The organism is Gilliamella sp. CG22 (assembly GCF_046635725.1).
Classification (GTDB): Bacteria; Pseudomonadota; Gammaproteobacteria; order Enterobacterales; family Orbaceae; genus Gilliamella; species Gilliamella apicola_I.
Window position 1 is genome coordinate 44,825 of the sequence record NZ_JBIDFK010000009.1, and the last position, 16,029, is coordinate 60,853.

General features: G+C 36.3%; 14 protein-coding genes. 6 read left to right on the forward strand and 8 right to left on the reverse strand.

Annotated elements, in window-relative coordinates:
• Window positions 1-107: 107 nt before the first annotated feature.
• The 7 genes from ACGH46_RS08765 to glnA form a co-directional block, all read right to left on the reverse strand.
• A complete protein-coding gene (locus tag ACGH46_RS08765) occupies window positions 108-863 on the reverse strand; it encodes an ABC transporter ATP-binding protein (RefSeq protein ID WP_411605315.1) in 756 nt (251 codons plus the stop codon).
• Window positions 860-1,831: an iron chelate uptake ABC transporter family permease subunit gene (locus tag ACGH46_RS08770; RefSeq protein ID WP_411605317.1), complete on the reverse strand. Its 972-nt coding sequence runs from the start codon at window positions 1,829-1,831 to the stop codon at window positions 860-862. The genes ACGH46_RS08765 and ACGH46_RS08770 overlap by 4 nt, the downstream gene beginning before the upstream one ends.
• Window positions 1,821-2,780, reverse strand: a complete 960-nt coding sequence (locus ACGH46_RS08775) for an ABC transporter permease (RefSeq protein WP_411605319.1) — start codon at window positions 2,778-2,780, stop codon at window positions 1,821-1,823. Before ACGH46_RS08775 ends, ACGH46_RS08770 begins: the two co-directional genes overlap by 11 nt.
• Before the next feature lie 6 nt (window positions 2,781-2,786).
• Window positions 2,787-3,761, reverse strand: coding sequence for a siderophore ABC transporter substrate-binding protein (locus tag ACGH46_RS08780; RefSeq protein ID WP_411605321.1), 975 nt, complete (start codon window positions 3,759-3,761; stop codon window positions 2,787-2,789).
• Window positions 3,762-3,940: 179 nt separating this feature from the next.
• On the reverse strand, window positions 3,941-5,407 hold the full coding sequence (gene glnG / locus ACGH46_RS08785) for a nitrogen regulation protein NR(I) (RefSeq protein WP_411605323.1): 1,467 nt from the start codon (window positions 5,405-5,407) through the stop codon (window positions 3,941-3,943).
• 11 nt (window positions 5,408-5,418) lie between these two features.
• Window positions 5,419-6,468, reverse strand: coding sequence for a nitrogen regulation protein NR(II) (gene glnL / locus ACGH46_RS08790; RefSeq protein WP_411605324.1), 1,050 nt, complete (start codon window positions 6,466-6,468; stop codon window positions 5,419-5,421).
• Between the two features lie 71 nt (window positions 6,469-6,539).
• Complete coding sequence (gene glnA / locus ACGH46_RS08795) at window positions 6,540-7,949, reverse strand: glutamate--ammonia ligase (RefSeq protein WP_267360734.1); 1,410 nt, start codon at window positions 7,947-7,949, stop codon at window positions 6,540-6,542.
• 393 nt (window positions 7,950-8,342) lie between these two features.
• Here glnA and ACGH46_RS08800 point away from each other — a divergent pair, with 393 nt between their 5' ends.
• Genes ACGH46_RS08800 through gpsA form a run of 3 tightly spaced genes read left to right on the forward strand, consistent with a single transcriptional unit; the run spans window position 8,343 to window position 10,347 of the window.
• The gene (locus ACGH46_RS08800) at window positions 8,343-8,783 is read left to right on the forward strand and encodes a rhodanese-like domain-containing protein (protein WP_065559726.1); all 441 of its coding nucleotides are present in this window, start codon (window positions 8,343-8,345) and stop codon (window positions 8,781-8,783) included.
• A 25-nt stretch (window positions 8,784-8,808) separates the two neighbouring features.
• Window positions 8,809-9,291, forward strand: a complete 483-nt coding sequence (secB, locus tag ACGH46_RS08805) for a protein-export chaperone SecB (RefSeq protein WP_220215860.1) — start codon at window positions 8,809-8,811, stop codon at window positions 9,289-9,291.
• A gap of 39 nt (window positions 9,292-9,330) precedes the next feature.
• Window positions 9,331-10,347, forward strand: coding sequence for an NAD(P)H-dependent glycerol-3-phosphate dehydrogenase (gpsA, locus tag ACGH46_RS08810; RefSeq protein WP_370632180.1), 1,017 nt, complete (start codon window positions 9,331-9,333; stop codon window positions 10,345-10,347).
• 86 nt (window positions 10,348-10,433) lie between these two features.
• Here the strand turns inward: gpsA and ACGH46_RS08815 are convergent, their stop codons facing one another.
• Window positions 10,434-11,408 (reverse strand): ornithine cyclodeaminase family protein, encoded by a 975-nt coding sequence (locus tag ACGH46_RS08815; RefSeq protein WP_411605326.1) that lies wholly within the window; start codon window positions 11,406-11,408, stop codon window positions 10,434-10,436.
• Between the two features lie 200 nt (window positions 11,409-11,608).
• Here ACGH46_RS08815 and aas point away from each other — a divergent pair, with 200 nt between their 5' ends.
• Genes aas through murQ form a run of 3 tightly spaced genes read left to right on the forward strand, consistent with a single transcriptional unit; the run spans window position 11,609 to window position 15,844 of the window.
• A complete protein-coding gene (aas, locus tag ACGH46_RS08820; RefSeq protein WP_411605328.1) occupies window positions 11,609-13,750 on the forward strand; it encodes a bifunctional acyl-ACP--phospholipid O-acyltransferase/long-chain-fatty-acid--ACP ligase in 2,142 nt (713 codons plus the stop codon).
• A 14-nt stretch (window positions 13,751-13,764) separates the two neighbouring features.
• Window positions 13,765-14,973: a lysophospholipid transporter LplT gene (gene lplT, locus ACGH46_RS08825; protein ID WP_267352001.1), complete on the forward strand. Its 1,209-nt coding sequence runs from the start codon at window positions 13,765-13,767 to the stop codon at window positions 14,971-14,973.
• The gene (gene murQ / locus ACGH46_RS08830) at window positions 14,939-15,844 is read left to right on the forward strand and encodes an N-acetylmuramic acid 6-phosphate etherase (RefSeq protein WP_411605330.1); all 906 of its coding nucleotides are present in this window, start codon (window positions 14,939-14,941) and stop codon (window positions 15,842-15,844) included. The genes lplT and murQ overlap by 35 nt, the downstream gene beginning before the upstream one ends.
• Window positions 15,845-16,029 lie beyond the last annotated feature (185 nt).

A 16,029-nucleotide genomic window follows, 5' to 3' on the forward strand; every position in this document is an offset into this window, starting at 1 on the left:
CGTGTCTTTTTTTTAGCATGGAAAGAAGGAATTAGCAAATATTAATTTACTTTAACTTGTTTATTATTTGCAATATTTTACGCTTAAATAACATACGACAATCTACATTAATAATATACAGCGATATGTTGTCCTTGGATAGTTTCAATGCTAACCGGCGTATCAAAAATATCTTCTAAAATAGCTGAATTCATAATCTGTGTTGGAGTTCCTTGATAGACCAGTTCCCCATTTTTCATCGCTAAAATATAGTCCGAATAGACTGATGCAAAATTGATATCGTGAATAACAATGACAATGGTTTTACCAAGTTCATTCGCAGCACGTCGTAACTGTTTCATCATCGAAACTGCATGCTTCATATCCAAATTATTTAACGGTTCATCAAGTAACACATATTCAGTATTTTGACAAAGCACCATCGCGACATATGCTCGTTGTCGCTGTCCGCCAGATAACTCATCTAAAAAACGATCTTTAAACTCAGTTAAATTTAAAAAATCCAATGCTCGATGAATATGCTGATAATCATCAGGATTTAAACGCCCTTTTGTATGAGGATAACGCCCGAATCCGACCAGTTCAAATACGGTAAGCCTACTGGTAAAGCGATTTTCTTGTCTTAATACCGAAAGATGAGTAGCTAATTTATCACTCGGCGTTTTAAACACATCCATGTCTAGAATTTTAACGTTTCCTTCATCAGCGTTCAAAAGTCGACTTATAATCGAAAGTAAAGTTGATTTTCCAGCGCCATTAGGCCCAATGATTGCTGTTACTCCCCCTTGTGGAATGGTGGCGGTAACATTTTTTAAAACCGAAAGGGTTTGATATTTTTTATTAATATTATCAATTTGTATCACATCGGTACCTTTTTCAATAATAAGAAGATAAACAGACTACCACCAATAAACTCTATGACGACCGTAATGGCGCCAACCATATTCAAAACATGCTCTAAAAACATTTGACCACCCACCAGAAAAATCACGCCAAGTAAAAAGGCCGTGGGAAGTAAAAATCGATGTTGGCTTGAGCGACTTATGCTATAAGCTAAATTTGCTATCAGTAGACCAAAGAAGGTAAACGGCCCCACCAATGCGGTTGAAATTGCAACTAATATCGAGACTAAAAGTAAAATAATTGTCACGCTTTGATGATAATTAACGCCAAGATTAATAGCGTTATCACGTCCTAAAGCCAAAACATCAAATTGAAAACGCATTCTCCATAAAAATAGTCCGATACATATTGCAATAATGAATGAAAAAATAATTAAAATGGGATCAGCCCGAGTAAACGTAGCAAAAATTCGACTTTGCAAAACAGCAAATTCAGTTGGTGTCATTAACCGTTGTAATAAGTTTGCAAAACTGCGGAAAAGTGTGCCCAGAATAATCCCAATTAATAATACTAAATGAAGATTTTGCTTAAATTTTGTGAATAAACCTTTATATAACAATAGAGAAAATAAGATCAGTAAAAGCGATTCAACGATAAATTTGCCCATAATACCGATGTAAGGAATACCTTGCACATCGATAAAGAAAATGACAATTGTTTGAATTAAGACAAATAAAGATTCAAACCCCATTATCGACGGCGTTAATATGCGATTATGGGTCACGGTTTGAAAAAGGAGTGTGGATGTTGCAGCCGAAAAAGCAACTAATATCATCGTCAACACTATCCACATACGATGAGTCAAAATATACCTAATATTCCCTTTTAGATTAAAGGTCATAAAAAAGATGATACAAATAAGCGCTATACTCAATAATAGCCAAACTCTTTTTTGACTGGAAAGATAGTGTTTTGAACTAACTAGCATGTTTTTTTCGACTTAATAATATTAAAAAGATTACGGCACCGACAATACCAAGAATTACACTGACAGGGATTTCAAATGGATAGCGAATTAAACGTCCAATAATATCGCAAATTAATACCAATCCCCCACCAAATAAACAGACCCAAGGAATGGTTTTACGCACATTATCACCGAATAACAAGCTGACAATGTTGGGGACGATTAATCCTAAAAACGGTAATACACCAACCACCACCACAACAATACCGCCAATCAATGCTATGACAATTAGTCCAATTATCATGACTCGACGATAATTAAGTCCCACATTAACCGAAAAATCTCGACCTAACCCCACGATCGTAAACTGATCTGCACTCCAGCATGCTACCAATGTCAAACCACAAACTAGCCACAATAGTTCATAACGACCTTGCAAAATCCCAGAAAAATCACCTGACTGCCATCCATAAAGCGATTGCAATAGATCATAATACATGGCAAAAAATGTGGTCACAGCACTGATTATCGCACCTAGCATAATCCCAATAAGTGGAACCATTAGTGCTGATTTGAGAACAATTTTATGGGATATTATCATAAAAAGAATCGTACCCATCATCGCAAATAAACTTGCAACCACCATTTTGATCATGACACTTTGTTCGGGCGCGAATACCATCATGATGAGTAAACCAAGACTGGCTGATTGGGTGGTGCCAACAAGGGTAGGCTCCACAAAGCGGTTTTGTGTTAATAACTGCATCACTAAGCCAGCAACGCTCATTGCACTACCGGCTAACAATAACGCTAACGTTCTTGGCAAACGACTGACAAAAAAGATCTGCTGCATATTAGCGTTGGTAAAAAGTTCATGTAAATTGACATGCCCTGCACCGATAAACAAACTTATTGCAGTCAAAATTAATAAAATAATGATGCCTGCAATAAAATATAACGACAACTTCATGTTTTTTTATTGATTAGTCGATGATTCTTGTAGTGCTTCTGCTATTTGATCCATTAAACGACTATACGTTTGAATCCCGCCTGCGATATACATCGATGTTGAATCAAGATAAACAATATGATTGTGCTGCCATGCTGCCGTTTTTTGAATTAATTCATTATTTAACACTTGTTGTGCTGATTGGGCTTCTTTATTACCAATGGCATTATCTCTATCTAACACAAATATCCATTCGGGATTAGTACTTAAAATGAATTCAGAAGTAACACTATTCCCATGACGACCGGCTTCTTGGAAAGTGGTTGCTGGCTGGAAACCTAACACATCAAAAACAAATCCAAAACGTGATTTAGGGCCATATGCAGACATTTTCCCACCGTTAATCATAATCACTAATGCTGAACCGGCTGTACTGGTTTTCGATTTTAGTTGGTCAATTTTTTGATTAAAGTCTTCAATCAATTTAGATGCTTCTTTTTCTTTTTCAAAAATCCAACCTAATTGACGAGTTCGCTCAGTTAAACTCGCTAAGAAGTTATTGGAATCAATATCTAAGGAGATTGTTTCTGCTAATTTTTCCAACTTTGGATAGGCATCTGTTGCTCGTCCACCTGCTATAATTAAGTCAGGGTTGATAGAGCTAAGTACTTCGTAATTTGGCTCAAACAAAGTCCCAATGTTAGTATAGGACTTATCACTATATTTAGATAAGAAATCAGGTAAATGGACATTTGATTGTGGTACAGCTGAGACTGGAATATTCAATGCATCAATAATATCAAGAGTTGCAATGTTAAAAACAGCTACTTTTTTGGGAACAGACTCAAAAAGTGCTTCGCCTTGAGCGTGTTTAATTACCAGAGCATCTTTCTTAATATCAGAATAATCTGGTTTTTGGTTATTCTTATTATTATCACACCCAACAACTAACAGCAATACAGCAAACAGCACTGTAATTTTAACTTTGATAAATGAATACATATGAACTCCTAATTATTGTTCAGATAAAAATAACACAAATATAAATAATTCTCATTTGCATTAAATTGTATCTAAAAACAACTCAGTGTTCAATAAACTTTAAAGAATATCTAAAGTCAGTGTTAAATGATTAGAAAACGTTTCTTTACATAGCGTTATGTCAAAATTTTATAGATCAATTAGCCAATATCACTGTCATTTTTATTTGAAAACTCTTTTAACTTTCTGGTTAAAGTATTACGCCCCCACCCTAATAAATTTGCTGCTTCTTGTTTATGTCCTCGGGTAAAATTAAGTGCGCAATTTAATAAAATACGCTCTACTTCTGTCACTGCCTCAGTTAAAATGCTCGATTTTCCTGCGACAAGCGATTGTTTAGCCCATTGTTCCAGTAAAAATTGCCAATCCATTGCAACTTGAGAGTCGTTTAATGTCAAACTTATATCATTACGACCAACCGAAATTTTAGGCATCGGAAATTGTAATAGCTCTGGTGGTAGATCTTGCACTAAAATTTCTTTACTAGAAGACATGACTGTCACCCAACGACAGGTATTTTCAAGCTGTCTTACATTGCCCGGCCAATTAAATTTACATAGAACACTCATCGCTTCGGGACTAAAAACTTTACTTTCAACGCCTAACTCTTTAGCCGTGGTATATAAAAAATGCTCTGCAAGTTTCGGAATATCTTGAGCACGATCACGTAATGGAGGCAATAAAATACGGATTACATTTAAGCGATGAAACAAATCATCCCGAAATTTGCCTTCACGCACTCTTGCTTCTAAATCTTGATGCGTTGCGGCAATAATTCTGACATCAACTTTTACGGGGGAATAACCACCAATACGATAAAATTGTCCATCGGCAAGGACTCGAAGTAACCGTGTTTGAACATCAAGAGGCATATCACCAATTTCATCTAAAAATAAGGTTCCACCATTAGCCTGTTCAAATCGTCCGTGCCTGATTTGTGCAGCCCCAGTAAACGCTCCTTTTTCGTGTCCAAAAAGTTCCGATTCAATCAGATCTTTGGGAATCGCTGCCATATTAAGTGCGATAAAAGGTGAATGAGATCGAGGGCTATGAGTATGCAACGCTTTTGCGACTAACTCTTTACCTGTACCTGATTCACCATTAATCAGCACACTAATAGAAGATTTTGATAAGCGTCCAATAATCCGAAATACCTCTTGCATTGAAGGTGCTTCACCTATTATGCCTGTTGATGCTTTTGCCGTAACATGAGTACGTTGATAATTTGGTACTTGTAAATGTTGAGACTGTGCAATAGCACGTTCAACAAGTTGGATCATTTCATCCACATCAAAGGGTTTGGGAATATAATCAAAAGCGCCTTTTTGGTAAGCATTGACAGCAGCATCGAGATCAGAATGCGCTGTCATAATAATGACAGGCAAATGGGGGAATTGTGCTTTGATATAATTAAGTAATGATAGACCATCGATGCCAGGCATTTTAATATCAGAAATTAGTACAGCTGGTTTGGGTAGTTGATTAGTCAAAGCTTCGATCACATCTTGACCGTTTGCAAAACTAATACAATTAAAATGCGCATTGGTAAGTGCTTTTTCTAATACCCAACGAATTGAACTATCATCATCAACAACCCAAACATTCATTTTAAATTACCTCATTGTTTGATTGGCAAATAGACAGAAAATTCAGTGTGTCCAGGCCAACTATTAAATTCAATTTTACCATGATGTTGATCAACAATATTATGTGCAATAGAAAGACCGATTCCTGTCCCACCTTCATAACCGCTTACCATAGGATAAAAAAGTGTATCTTGAATATGAACAGGTACCCCCGGTCCATTATCTTCAATATCAATACGTGCACATAGTCGATAACGTTGTCCATGCAATGTAATTTGAAAGGAAGTTCTCGTTCTGATTGTTATCGTACCTGTTTTCGTACCAATAGCCTGTAAAGCATTTCGCACAATATTTAAAATAACTTGTTCGATCTGCTCTGAATCATGGATAAATTCTGGCAAACTTGGATCATAATCCCGTAAAATAGTCACATTTAATGGTTTTTCGATGCATAATAACGCATAAGTTCGCTCAATCGCTTGATGAATATTTTGTACTTTTTGGTGCAAGCGTTGCTGTGGTCCCAATAACCTATCTACTAGATTTCTTAATCTATCTGCTTGTTCAATAATAATCTGCGTATAATCTTGCAACTCATTTTTTGGTAATTCTCGTGATAATAATTGTGCGGCACCTCGAAGCCCACCTAATGGGTTTTTAATTTCATGTGCTAGCCCTCGCACAAGTTCACGAGCAGCACTTTGTTGAGCTTGTTGTAACTGTTCTTGGCTTAACCGTTTATGTTTATTTAAAGGCGCCATTTCAATTAAGATCTGTTCATTACTTAAGGGTTGTGCCGTTAACGATAAGATATGCAATTCATTATTCACCACCAAATTCACTTCAGTATCCGTAAAACCTTGATTTTTGGATAATGAACTTTGCATTAACTCGAAATCTAAAGAATGGTAACTCAATAAATCAGGAAGATAACTATCTAATAACTTTTTGGGACTTTGTGCTAATAGCTGTTGGGCAGCGGTATTGGCGTAAACAATATTGAGATTTTTATCAAGTAATAAAATACTTGTAATCATCGAGTTGAGAACAAGATCAGCATCAGATTCACTATCAAATGTCATCGTCGGTATTCCGTCCTCATTAAAATCCACCGCTTTACACGGTGGATTAACTGTTTAAATTTTAGATAAATTTATAAACTATAGTAAAGTTCAAATTCAACTGGATGTGGTGTCATACGTACACGATCAACATCTTGACGTTTTAAATCAATATACGCATCAATCGTATCATTAGTGAAGACATTACCACGCGTTAAAAAGTCACGATCAGCATCTAATGCATTAAGCGCTTCTTCAAGTGAACCCGCCACTTGTGGAATTAATTTAGATTCTTCCGGTGGTAAATCATATAAGTTTTTATCCATTGCATCGCCAGGATGAATTTTGTTAATAATACCATCTAAACCAGCCATTAACTGCGCAGCAAATGATAAATATGGATTACCTGCTGGATCAGGGAAACGAACTTCAATACGGCGTGCTTTCGGGCTAGTCACAACCGGAATACGAATTGAAGCAGAACGGTTACGAGCAGAATACGCAAGCATAACAGGCGCTTCATAACCTGGTACTAAACGTTTATATGAGTTTGTTGCAGGGTTAGTAAATGCATTGATAGCTTTAGCATGTTTAATAATACCGCCGATATAGAATAATGCCATTTCAGAAAGCCCTGCATATTTATCACCGGCAAATAAGTTAACCCCATCTTTAGCTAAAGATTGATGGCAGTGCATGCCTGAACCATTATCGCCAAACATCGGTTTCGGCATAAATGTCGCTGTTTTACCATAAATATGCGCTACATTTTGCACAACATATTTATAAATTTGAACTTCATCCGCTTTTTTAGTTAATGTATTGAAACGACAAGCAATTTCATTTTGTCCTGCAGTTGCCACTTCATGGTGATGAGCTTCAACCACTAAACCAAGTTGTTCCATAATTAAACACATCTCTGAGCGGATATCTTGCGATGAATCAACCGGAGGAAGTGGGAAGTAACCGCCTTTTACACCTGGGCGATGACCTTTGTTACCTTCTTCATATTTTGTGCCTGAATTCCAAGCGGCTTCAATATCATCAATATGAACAAAACTACCTGACATCGGTGAACCAAAACGAACATCATCAAATAAAAAGAATTCGGGTTCTGGTCCAAAAATAACGGTATCAGCAATGCCTGAAGATTTTAAAAACTCTTCAGCACGTTTTGCGATTGAACGTGGATCACGATCATAACCTTGTAATGTTGCAGGTTCGAGTACATCACAACGGAGATTTAATGTTACATCTTCAAAAAATGGATCAATAACGGCACTTGAAGCATCAGGCATTAATACCATATCCGATTCATTAATCCCTTTCCAACCAGCAATTGAAGAACCGTCAAACATTTTACCGTCTTCAAAAAAGTCAGCATCAATTTGACTAACGGGTATCGTAACGTGTTGCTCTTTACCTTTGGTATCAGTAAAACGCAAATCGACAAATTTAACATCATTTTCTTTAATTAGTGTTAATACTTTTTGTATAGACATGTATCTTCTCCGTTGAGGACAAATAATTGTTCAGTTCGTAAGGCATTCTTGCCAAGTTATTTTCTTTTATGCAAATATGATGCCAAGTTTTAAGTCACGTTTTTCTAGTGAATTTACGGGTTAAATAGTAACACAAATAGCATTGATGCACCAAAATAATGCATAAAAACACTTAGAATGCACCAATAAAAGGCGTTGCACATTTATTTTGCTAAAAAGATGTCGTTCACGCATTCAATCATCCTTGTAATAATCAAAAACTCAATAAGAATCTTCTCAATTTAACGCTCGATAATTTGGGGAACAACAAGATTTTCTTATAGGTACTGTATTTCAGTGCATAATATCGCTATAATCTCTTCTTATATTGAAAAACTAGGTAATTATAAAAGTATGGACTTTATTACACTCGAAATTATACCTTTTGTTAAAAATCATATTTTACTTTCTTTAGGTTGGATTGTACTTTTTATTGCAATCATTGTCTTAACCATCAAAAGTAAGTTATCAAAAGTTAAAATCATTAATAATGCTCAAGCAATCAATCTGATTAATAAACAAAATGCTAAAATCATTGATTTGCGATCAGCTGATAGTTTCAAAAAGGGGCATATTACCGATTCCCTGAATATACTCCCCATTGATATCAAAAATGCGAGTGCAAATTCTATTGAAAAACATAAAGAAAATTTTGTTATTTTAGTTGATGATAATGGTCTATCATCAGCCGGTATCGGTGAAGTACTTGTTAAACAAGGTTTCTTGAATGTTTTTGCATTAAAAGATGGCATTGCAGGATGGAATGGCGAAAATTTACCATTAGTTAGAAAATAAAACTATATTAAAATAAGGTTAGATCATGACAGAACAAAACAATACACAACAACCAGAAACACAATTTGCAATTCAACGTATTTATACAAAAGATGTTTCATTTGAAACCAATAATGTACCTGAAGTTTTTACCAAACAATTTCAACCAGCCATGAATGTTGAATTGAATACATCATCTCAATCCTTAAATGATGATGTTTATGAAGTCGCATTACGCATTACAGTAACAATGAAATCACAAGACGAAGTTGCCTATATTTGTGAAGTTACGCAAGCAGGTATTTTTTCACTTGTTGGATTCAATGACGCACAGTTACAACACTGTTTAGGTGCTTACTGTCCGAATATTTTATTCCCGTATGCACGAGAAACAATTTCTAACTTAGTCATTAAAGGTTCTTTCCCACCAGTTAATTTAGAACCGGTTAACTTTGACGTGTTATTTATGAACTATCTTCAACAGCAACAACAATCAGTTGAAGAAGAATCAACAGAAACATTACAATAATCATTGTGATTTAATCTAGAACGATAAATCTAACGGTTAATTATGGAAAAACATGCTGTTGTCACAGTAATCGGTGCAGGTTCTTACGGAACCTCTTTAGCTATTTTACTTGCACGTAATGGTCATCAAACATTATTGTGGGGACATAATTCACACAAAATGATGGCTTTACAGCATGACAGGCAAAATAAACAATTTTTGCCTGATATTCCTTTTCCTGAATTACTGCACATTGAAAGTGATCTGCAAACAGCTGTTTCAGCGTCACCAATCTTACTCATAGTGGTACCTAGCCATGCTTTTGGTACTATTTTAAAGCAAATAAAACCCTATTTACGCAAAGATAGTAAAATTGTTTGGGCAACCAAAGGACTTGAGGTCAATACCGGACGTTTATTGCAAGATGTCGCCAGAGAAATTTTAGGCAATCAAATCCCCCTAGCTGTCATTTCAGGCCCTACTTTTGCTAAAGAAGTTGCCTCAGGTTTGCCAACGGCGGTAACAGTTGCTTCAACGGATGATGATTTTTTAACTGAGTTACAAAATTTATTTCATTGTAGTAAAAGTTTTCGGGTCTATAGCAGTAAAGATTTTATTGGGGTGCAACTTGGTGGCGCCATTAAAAATGTGATTGCGATAGGAGCAGGATTGTCTGATGGGCTGGGTTTTGGTGCGAATGCAAGGACAGCGTTAATTACACGTGGACTGGCTGAAATGATGCGATTGGGCGAAGCGCTTGGTGCAGATCCTGCAACGTTTATGGGCATGGCTGGACTTGGTGATCTTGTATTAACCTGTACGGATAATCAATCACGAAATCGACGTTTCGGTATTTTGCTGGGACAAAATAAATCTATTCAAGAAGCACAAGATATTATCGCACAAGTTGTCGAAGGATTTAAAAATACTAAAGAAGTTTGGACACTTGCAAAACAATATCATGTGGATATGCCAATCACTGAACAAATTTATAAAGTACTATACGAGCATAAAGATCCTAAACAAGCGGCAATGACCTTACTCGGACGATCACAGAAAGAAGAACTAAAAAGTTAATTTTTAATACCGTTATATCATCACTTTGTATTAACGCTATTAAATAACGTTGTAATTAAAATGAGCTATTCTTTCTAATCTTTAGCTTATATATTTGTTCCAATACCCTTTTCTTTTGCTTTTAGATAAATATCATATCCAACATAAACATCGAGAACGGCTGTTCCCACCGTTTTAAATAATGTGATTTGCTCATCGTTTTGGCGACATTTTTGCGAATCAGTAACTAATTCACCCAACTCAAAAAAATCATTTTTTGATACACGTTTTTGGTTAATTGGATCAATAATATCCCCTGCTTCGGCAAAAACGCCCTCTTTAGTATCAAGTACACGAATGTCCGCTTTTTCAACAATATTACTTGGTATTTCATGCATTTCAGGGGTATATGCACCCACACCATTAATATGAGTACCAGGCTTAACGATATCACCATTAAATGTGACCACTTTAGATGTTGTCACTGAGGTGATAATATCTGCTTGACCAATGTCTTCATCAAAATTTTGCGAAAAATAAAGATTGGCTGAAAAATGTGAAAAGTGTTTTTTCATCGCTTCCGTAAATTGTTTCGCTTTTTGTTCATCGATATCGTAAATAGCTATATCAGTCAGATCCCGAACGGTTAACATGGCTTCTAATTGTGATACTGCCTGACCTCCTGTTCCAATTAACACTGCTCGTCGAGCATTTTTTCTTGCTAAAAGATCGGTTGCCGCACCTTGTACCGCCCCTGTACGAAGTTGAGTTACAAAAGTACCATCTAAAATGGCACAAACTTCCCCAGTTAAAGGATCTAACATCATCACTTGCGCTGGTACGGAGGGTTTACCCAATTTAGGATTATCCGGAAATACAGACACAATTTTAATGCCAGCGATATCCTTACCTTTTATATGCGCAGGCATAAATAAACTTTGCCCTTTCTGCATATCAAAATTGATACGTAAAGGCACTTCACTATCTCCTTGGGTATAGATTTTTAAAGCTTGTTTATCTGCCTCAATGGCATCTTTCATACTATAAACATGTTGAATATCATTTGCGGATAAAATTAACATTTTCACTCCAGACCTTTTTTTATGATTTATTTTACGTTTTTTATAGGCATTGTCTAACTTTTAGATAACTAAACAAAGAAAATCATTAATCATGTTCAGATTATTCATAATAAATTCAAAATAAACAACATATCTTGTGTATTTGCTCTATTTTCACTATTATGACAAGGTGCAATTTTGCACGGAAATTGAGAATTAAGATGTTATTCAATATATTAAGGGTTATTTTAAAGTTTCTTTTTCATGTCAAAATTTATGGTAACCTAAAAAACTTAAAGCAAGAAAGATTGCTTATCACTCCTAACCATGTTTCCTTTCTTGATGGTCTTCTAATCGGTGTTTTCTTACCTGTTAGACCCGTGTTTGCCATTTATTCAGGTTATATTGATCACTGGTTAGTTCGTTTAGCAAAACGGTACGTGGATTTTGTGCCGATGGATCCGATTAATCCTATGGCGATTAAACGCTTAGTACGCGAAATTGAAAAAGGACGTCCGATAGTCATATTCCCTGAAGGAAGAATCACCGTAACAGGGTCATTAATGAAAATTTATGATGGAGCGGCTTTTGTAGCGGCTCGATCGAAAGCAACAATTGTACCAATCTGGATTGAAGGAGCAGAGTTCACATTAACTAGCCGCCTAAAAGGACTGTTTAAACGTCGCTTATTTCCTAAAATAACGATTCATGTACTTGAACCGACCACAATTCCAATGCCAAATGTGCCTAAAGCAAAAGACAAACGCTATATAGCGGGTGAAAAATTGCATCAAATCATGATGAATGCTCGTTTGGCAAGCCGTCCTAAATTAACATTATTTGAAGCATTACTTGAAGCACAAGTTCGCTACGGGACAAAATCAAGAACAGTACAAGACCCGACAACGTCCGAATTATCTTATCGTAATTTACTTAAGCAAATTATTGGTGTAAGTTGCATTATCGAAAAAATTACCGAGAAAAAAGAACGAGTGGGTGTTTTACTCCCCAATGCCACAATCACCGTTGCGACTATTTTCGGTTTATTAGTGAAAAACCGAGTACCTGCCATGCTTAATTATACTGCTGGTACAAAGGGATTAACCTGTGCAATTACTGCCGCCGAAATTAAATCCATTGTCACATCGCGTAAATTTATTCAAAAAGGTAAACTGGATTATCTCTTAGATGAGATCAAAGGCATTAAGTGGTATTTTCTGGAAGATTTACGTAGTAGTTTGACTTTAAAAGATAAGCTCTATGTGGCAGTGAATCAATATATTCCACGTTTTGTTGAATGTAATCAGACAAGTGATGATGAAGCACTTGTTCTTTTTACATCAGGCTCTGAGGGTAACCCTAAAGGGGTTGTGCATACGCATGGTAGTCTACTTGCTAATGTTGAACAAATTCGATCGGTCATTGATCCTACTCCAGCCGATCGATTTATGTCTGCGTTACCGTTGTTTCATGCTTTTGGTATCACAGCTGGTTTGTTTTTACCGCTTTTTTCAGGTAGTCGTACATTTTTATATCCAAACCCTTTACACTATCGAATGGTACCTGAAATTATTTATGACCAAAATTGTACCGTTCTATTTGGTACACCAACTTTTTTAGCTAACTATGCTCGCTATGCCCACCCATTTGATTTTATGCGTTTACGCTATGTGGTAGCTGGCGCTGAAAAATTATCAGAACCAGTACGAGAACTATGGAAAGATAAATATGGCATTCGTATTTTAGAAGGTTATGGCGTCACCGAATGTGCACCGGTCGTTGCCCTCAATGTACCTATGGCATTTAAAAATGGCACAGTTGGTCGTTTATTGCCGGGGATGACTTCACGGTTAATTCATATACCTGGCATTAGTGAGGGAGGAGAGTTACAAGTTAAAGGGCCAAACGTGATGAAAGGTTATTTGCGCGTTGAAAATCCAGGCACCCTTGAACCACCTGTCGCCATAGATGAAAACGGTGAAGCTGAACAGGGTTGGTACGATACCGGTGATATCGTTTCAATTGATGATGAAGGTTTTATCACCATTAAAGGACGACTAAAACGATTTGCCAAAATAGCAGGTGAAATGGTCTCTTTAGAGAGTGTAGAGGCACTCGCTAAAAAAGTGGATCCCGATGCAATGCATGGTGCAACAGTAAAAGCTGATGCAGCAAAAGGGGAAGCAATTGTACTTTTCACAACTTCAACCAAGTTAGATCGTGAACAACTAAGTCAAACAGCACAAGAACTTGGTATTCCTGCTTTAGCCGTTCCTCGTGATATTCGTGTTGTTAAAGAACTTCCACTTCTTGGAACAGGAAAAATAGACTTTATCACACTTCGAAAAATGGCTGACGAATAGCATAAGGATATCACATGAACCACAATTCACTATTAAGCAAAGGCATGGTGGCAACCATGCTGGCGCAATTCTTTTCGGCATTTGCAGATAATGCAATATTCTTTGCTATTCTTGCCTATATCAGAAAACTTCAGTACCCAGAATGGAGTGAGTCAGCACTACAAATCGGTTTTGTGATTCCTTTTATCATCCTTTCTCCTTTTGTTGGTCAATTTGCAGACTGTATGTCTAAAGGAAAAGTCATGATGATTTCAAATGGTATGAAGCTATTAGGCGCAGCCTGTATCTGTCTTAATTTCAACCCTTTTATTGGCTATTTTTTAGTAGGTGTTGGTGCAGCGGGTTATTCGCCTGCTAAATATGGCATTTTAGGCGAACTGACTTCAGGTAATAATTTAGTCAAAGCGAATGGATTGATAGAAGCATCCACTATTGCGGCTATTTTACTGGGTTCACTTGCTGGTGGACATCTTGCCGATATGAATGTCAGTGCGTCCTTACTTGCATGTGTATTAATGTATGGTTTTGCTGTTATTGCTAATATTTTTATTCCTAAACTCCCTGCTGCCAGAAAAGATATTCAATGGAATATAAAGGGTATGATAAAAGATTTTAGTAAAACCGTTCACATTATTCTCAATAATAAACTTGTTTTATATACTTTATTAGGCACAAGTCTATTCTGGGGGGCGGGAGTTACCTTACGATTTTTATTAATCCTTTGGGTACCAGCTGTTTTAAATATTACTGATATCGCAACACCAACAAATCTAAATGCAGTCGTTGCTATCGGTATTGTTATTGGAGCAGGATTAGCCAGCTTACTGATCTCAATCAATAATACGTTACGTTGCATTCCGGCAGGTATTATGATGGGCATTGCCGTTATCGCATTCACTTTACAAAGCAACCTTATTGCTTGTTATGTATTATTAATTGTTATTGGTGCGTTAGGCGGATTCTTTTTAGTACCCTTAAATGCATTAATTCAAAAAACGGGTAAAGATCTTGTGGGTGCAGGCAGTGTCATTTCCGTACAAAATTTAAGTGAATATACTACAATGATGGTTATGTTGGGTCTTTATACTGTTGCTGTATCTTTTAAGATCTCGATAATAACAATTGGCGTTAGTTTCGGCGCTTTATTTGCAATTGTCATCTTTTTACTGTGGCTAGGATTAAAAAAGTATGCAACCAATAAATCTATCAAAAATGTTAACTGAAAGTCGTAATCCATACAGCGAAAAAATTGATAGCTGTTCGACGATCGATATACTCAAAATCATCAATAATGAAGATAAGCATGTTGCCGTTGCTGTTGAAAAAGAGTTAGCAAATATCGCTAAAGCAGTGGATGTGATTAGTCAAACTTTTTTAAATCACGGTCGTTTAATTTATCTCGGTGCCGGCACTTCAGGTCGGCTTGGTATTTTAGATGCAAGTGAATGCCCACCCACCTATGGCACCCCTCCTCAACAAGTCATCGGATTGATTGCTGGTGGTCAAACGGCAATTTTTAAAGCCGTTGAAAATGCCGAAGATAATCCTGAATTAGCAATAACTGATTTGAAAAATATTCACTTTTCAGCCAATGATATTTTAGTTGGTATTGCCGCAAGTGGTCGCACTCCCTACGTTATAGGTGGTATGCAATTTGCTAAATCAATTGGCGCAACAGTGATAAGTTTATGCTGTAACCCCAATGCCCCTATGATTGATCTGGCAGACGTCGCCATCACACCAATTGTAGGAGCTGAAGTGATAACGGGGTCATCAAGAATGAAAGCCGGAACAGCACAAAAACTTGTCCTTAATATGTTAACCACCGCTAGCATGATCAAAATTGGTAAAGTTTACGGTAATTTAATGGTCGATGTCGAAGCCACTAATGCTAAATTAATTGAGCGACAAATATCCATTGTCATGCAAGCAACTGAATGTGACCGCCAAACGGCGGTGTTAGCACTTAAACAGAGTGATAGACACTGTAAAACAGCTATTTTAATGATTCTCGGTCACTTTGATGTTGATCAAGCAAAAAAATTATTATCAGAAAATAATGGTTTTATCAGAAAAGCACTATCGGCGAGTTGATAAGATAATTATAGAAAAAATAAACATAAATGGTCTGTTTTTATGATCTATGTCTAATTTTCAAATTAGGATTATTGACAATCTATTACATAATAGAGAAATATAAAAACTGTACCATTTATTTAAACAGAATATTACTGGCATAACAGTATAATGAGATAATTATAATAATATGATTTAGTTAG

Excerpts from the sequence above, each read along its gene's own strand:
- glnL (WP_411605324.1), bottom strand. The coding sequence starts at position 6,468 with ATGACATTTGATAGTGAATCTGATGCTGATCTTGTTCTCAACTCGATG.
- ACGH46_RS08815 (WP_411605326.1), bottom strand. The coding sequence starts at position 11,408 with ATGTTAATTTTATCCGCAAATGATATTCAACATGTTTATAGTATGAAA.
- glnG (WP_411605323.1), bottom strand. The coding sequence starts at position 5,407 with ATGAATGTTTGGGTTGTTGATGATGATAGTTCAATTCGTTGGGTATTA.
- glnA (WP_267360734.1), bottom strand. The coding sequence starts at position 7,949 with ATGTCTATACAAAAAGTATTAACACTAATTAAAGAAAATGATGTTAAA.
- aas (WP_411605328.1), top strand. The coding sequence starts at position 11,609 with ATGTTATTCAATATATTAAGGGTTATTTTAAAGTTTCTTTTTCATGTC.
- ACGH46_RS08800 (WP_065559726.1), top strand. The coding sequence starts at position 8,343 with ATGGACTTTATTACACTCGAAATTATACCTTTTGTTAAAAATCATATT.
- ACGH46_RS08770 (WP_411605317.1), bottom strand. The coding sequence starts at position 1,831 with ATGCTAGTTAGTTCAAAACACTATCTTTCCAGTCAAAAAAGAGTTTGG.
- secB (WP_220215860.1), top strand. The coding sequence starts at position 8,809 with ATGACAGAACAAAACAATACACAACAACCAGAAACACAATTTGCAATT.
- ACGH46_RS08775 (WP_411605319.1), bottom strand. The coding sequence starts at position 2,780 with ATGAAGTTGTCGTTATATTTTATTGCAGGCATCATTATTTTATTAATT.
- lplT (WP_267352001.1), top strand. The coding sequence starts at position 13,765 with ATGAACCACAATTCACTATTAAGCAAAGGCATGGTGGCAACCATGCTG.
- ACGH46_RS08780 (WP_411605321.1), bottom strand. The coding sequence starts at position 3,761 with ATGTATTCATTTATCAAAGTTAAAATTACAGTGCTGTTTGCTGTATTG.
- murQ (WP_411605330.1), top strand. The coding sequence starts at position 14,939 with ATGCAACCAATAAATCTATCAAAAATGTTAACTGAAAGTCGTAATCCA.